The organism is Dehalobacter sp. (assembly GCA_023667845.1).
Classification (GTDB): domain Bacteria; phylum Bacillota; class Desulfitobacteriia; order Desulfitobacteriales; family Syntrophobotulaceae; genus Dehalobacter.
The window spans coordinates 1-2,092 of the sequence record JAMPIU010000201.1; the positions used below are offsets into that span (position 1 = coordinate 1).

The 2,092-nt window shown below is 45.0% G+C and carries 3 protein-coding genes and 1 pseudogene; all 4 read right to left on the reverse strand.

The genetic code is table 11. From position 1 onward, the window contains the following. Positions 1–366 precede the first annotated feature (366 nt). Positions 367–717, reverse strand: coding sequence for a DUF2200 domain-containing protein (locus NC238_16365; GenBank protein MCM1567483.1), 351 nt, complete (start codon positions 715–717; stop codon positions 367–369). Continuing rightward, positions 714–1,133, reverse strand: a complete 420-nt coding sequence (locus NC238_16370) for a DUF1801 domain-containing protein (protein MCM1567484.1) — start codon at positions 1,131–1,133, stop codon at positions 714–716. The genes NC238_16365 and NC238_16370 overlap by 4 nt, the downstream gene beginning before the upstream one ends. A gap of 35 nt (positions 1,134–1,168) precedes the next feature. Next, positions 1,169–1,586, reverse strand: a pseudogene (locus NC238_16375) (VanZ family protein). Positions 1,587–1,899: 313 nt separating this feature from the next. Beyond that, a partial coding sequence (locus NC238_16380) for a hypothetical protein (protein MCM1567485.1) occupies positions 1,900–2,092 on the reverse strand: 193 nt, incomplete at its 5' end.

Consider the following 2,092-nt stretch of genomic DNA (forward strand, 5'->3'; position numbering starts at 1 on the left):
GGGAGCGTCTGGTATATATGAAAACCATTCAGAGGAATACGGTACAAAAAAGTGCCATACGGCAACTATACTACCGATAATACAAGCAATATAAAATGATATTTTTGTAATTCTTACCATTCCTATACCTCACTCACAAACAAGCAACCAAATACAGCGCAGTAAATATCACAAAGAAATAAGCGTCGTCCGGGCAGAATACCAGATATGACAACGACTGAATATATATCTATCCTGCTCACACAACCCCAGCATAATTCGACATATCCAAGGTAGCATAACGGCTTTTATACGTTCTCGGAAACAAGTCAGTGTGTAGTACAGGTTTAAGTCCTGTCATCTCCGTTGCATAGGTACCATTCACCCTCAGTTTCTCAGAATCTTCTCCATTGACTTACCTTTTGCCAATTCGTCCACCAGTTTGTCAAGCCACCTGATTTTCTGCATGAGCGGGTCTTTGATTTCCTCGACGCGATGCCCGCAAATCACGCCTGTAATTTTGGCGGCGTTCGGATTTATCTGCGGGGCTTCGCGAAAAAAAGTTTCGTAATCGATATTCTTCACAATTTGCGCTTGCAAGCCAGAATCGTCATACCCCGTCAGCCAACAAATCACAGCATCAACCTCATATTTGGTGCGCCCTTTGCGCTCCGCTTTTTGGACCAGCAGCGGGTAGATTCTCGAAAACGCCATCTTATACACACGCTCGTTTGTCATAATGTGTTACTCCCTTTCGCTTTCCGTTTTACTCTCCACCGCACGATGTCGGTGATGAGTTCATAATCTATCGGTTTGCCAAGCGGCAGCTGAATTGCTCCTTTACTGGTCTTATATCCTGTGAGCCGCTCGGCGAACTCGGACGTGGCTTCGCCGCCTGGGTACAGCCCGATGTGTTTCTTGAACGCCGCGAAATGGATAAGGTTCCCGCCTTGCCAGAACGTCGGCATCCGCCACGAGATTTTCTCTGTGGCTTCCGGCGCGGCTGTTCGGATGGTTTCTCGGATACTTTGCAACAGCGGCCTCACATCTTCCGGTTGTGCGGCGATGTATTCGTCAATGCTGTTTGGTTTTACACAAAAGTGGTCTTGTTCCGTGTTTTTGAACTCACGGCCGCATTTCGGGCATTTCCACATTTCACCCACGCTCCTTGTTATTGTGTCGCTGATACCTATTTGATCATCACCCATCGGTGACTTACCAATAACAAAGCGACAAGTAATAATGCCAAAATGGTGAATACCGCGGCAAGTACATTGATAACCTTATTTGTCCTGCCTTTCAGAACCCTGGACAGCAAGGCATAAATGCCAATCCCGATTATCCCTCCGAGCGTGTTACTAAGCACGTCAGTGATGTCAGCTCTGCCGATTGCGAAAATAAATTGGATTATTTCAAAGGCCAAAGTTAAGCCAACAATTGTAAGGATCCTTTTCACAAAAGACCACGGGGCTTTAAGCATACAAATATAGATTCCAAAAGGTATGAAAGCGAGAATGTTAACTCTGATTTCGCTATAGCGAATAACGCCGTTGTCATCGAAAGACCCCAGAAGCGGGATAAGGTTGATGATTCGCCCTTCAATCCATTACCGCGATAGAAAACTGCAGTTTGAAGAGAATCAACCAAGTTAATGCCAGTAAATAAATTGCAAATAACACGAGTGTAAGCGTGTTTCGTTTTTTCGATTTTGTATCTGCCACATCACATACGTTCCTTTATGATTTGCTTACCGTGATATCTTGAACCAATATTGAACATAATTCTGTTCTGTTGACAACTATTACAATATAACGGAGAATAATTGTCAACAACCGCGTCCCGCTGCAAGCTTAATAACTTCCAGCAGCGCAAGGAAATATTGTAATTGCTTATACCGGTTTTCGAGTGGTCACATATACGTTACTTGCCGGTTCTCAGTACAGGCATATCGGAGTTGTGCAAGACGCCCTTCGATAGCGCGAAGCAGCCAATCGCAGCCAGCAATTCCCATAAGGCCAGCACCCCAAGTCCGATCAGCACACCGGTCCCCTCAATCATCCTGCCAAGGACGCTTATTAAACTAATAAGTAAATAATTCAAGCCTGACCCCTTA

Coding starts and splice junctions, on each gene's coding strand:
- NC238_16365 (MCM1567483.1), bottom strand. CDS start 717: ATGACAAACGAGCGTGTGTATAAGATGGCGTTTTCGAGAATCTACCCG.
- NC238_16370 (MCM1567484.1), bottom strand. CDS start 1,133: ATGTGGAAATGCCCGAAATGCGGCCGTGAGTTCAAAAACACGGAACAA.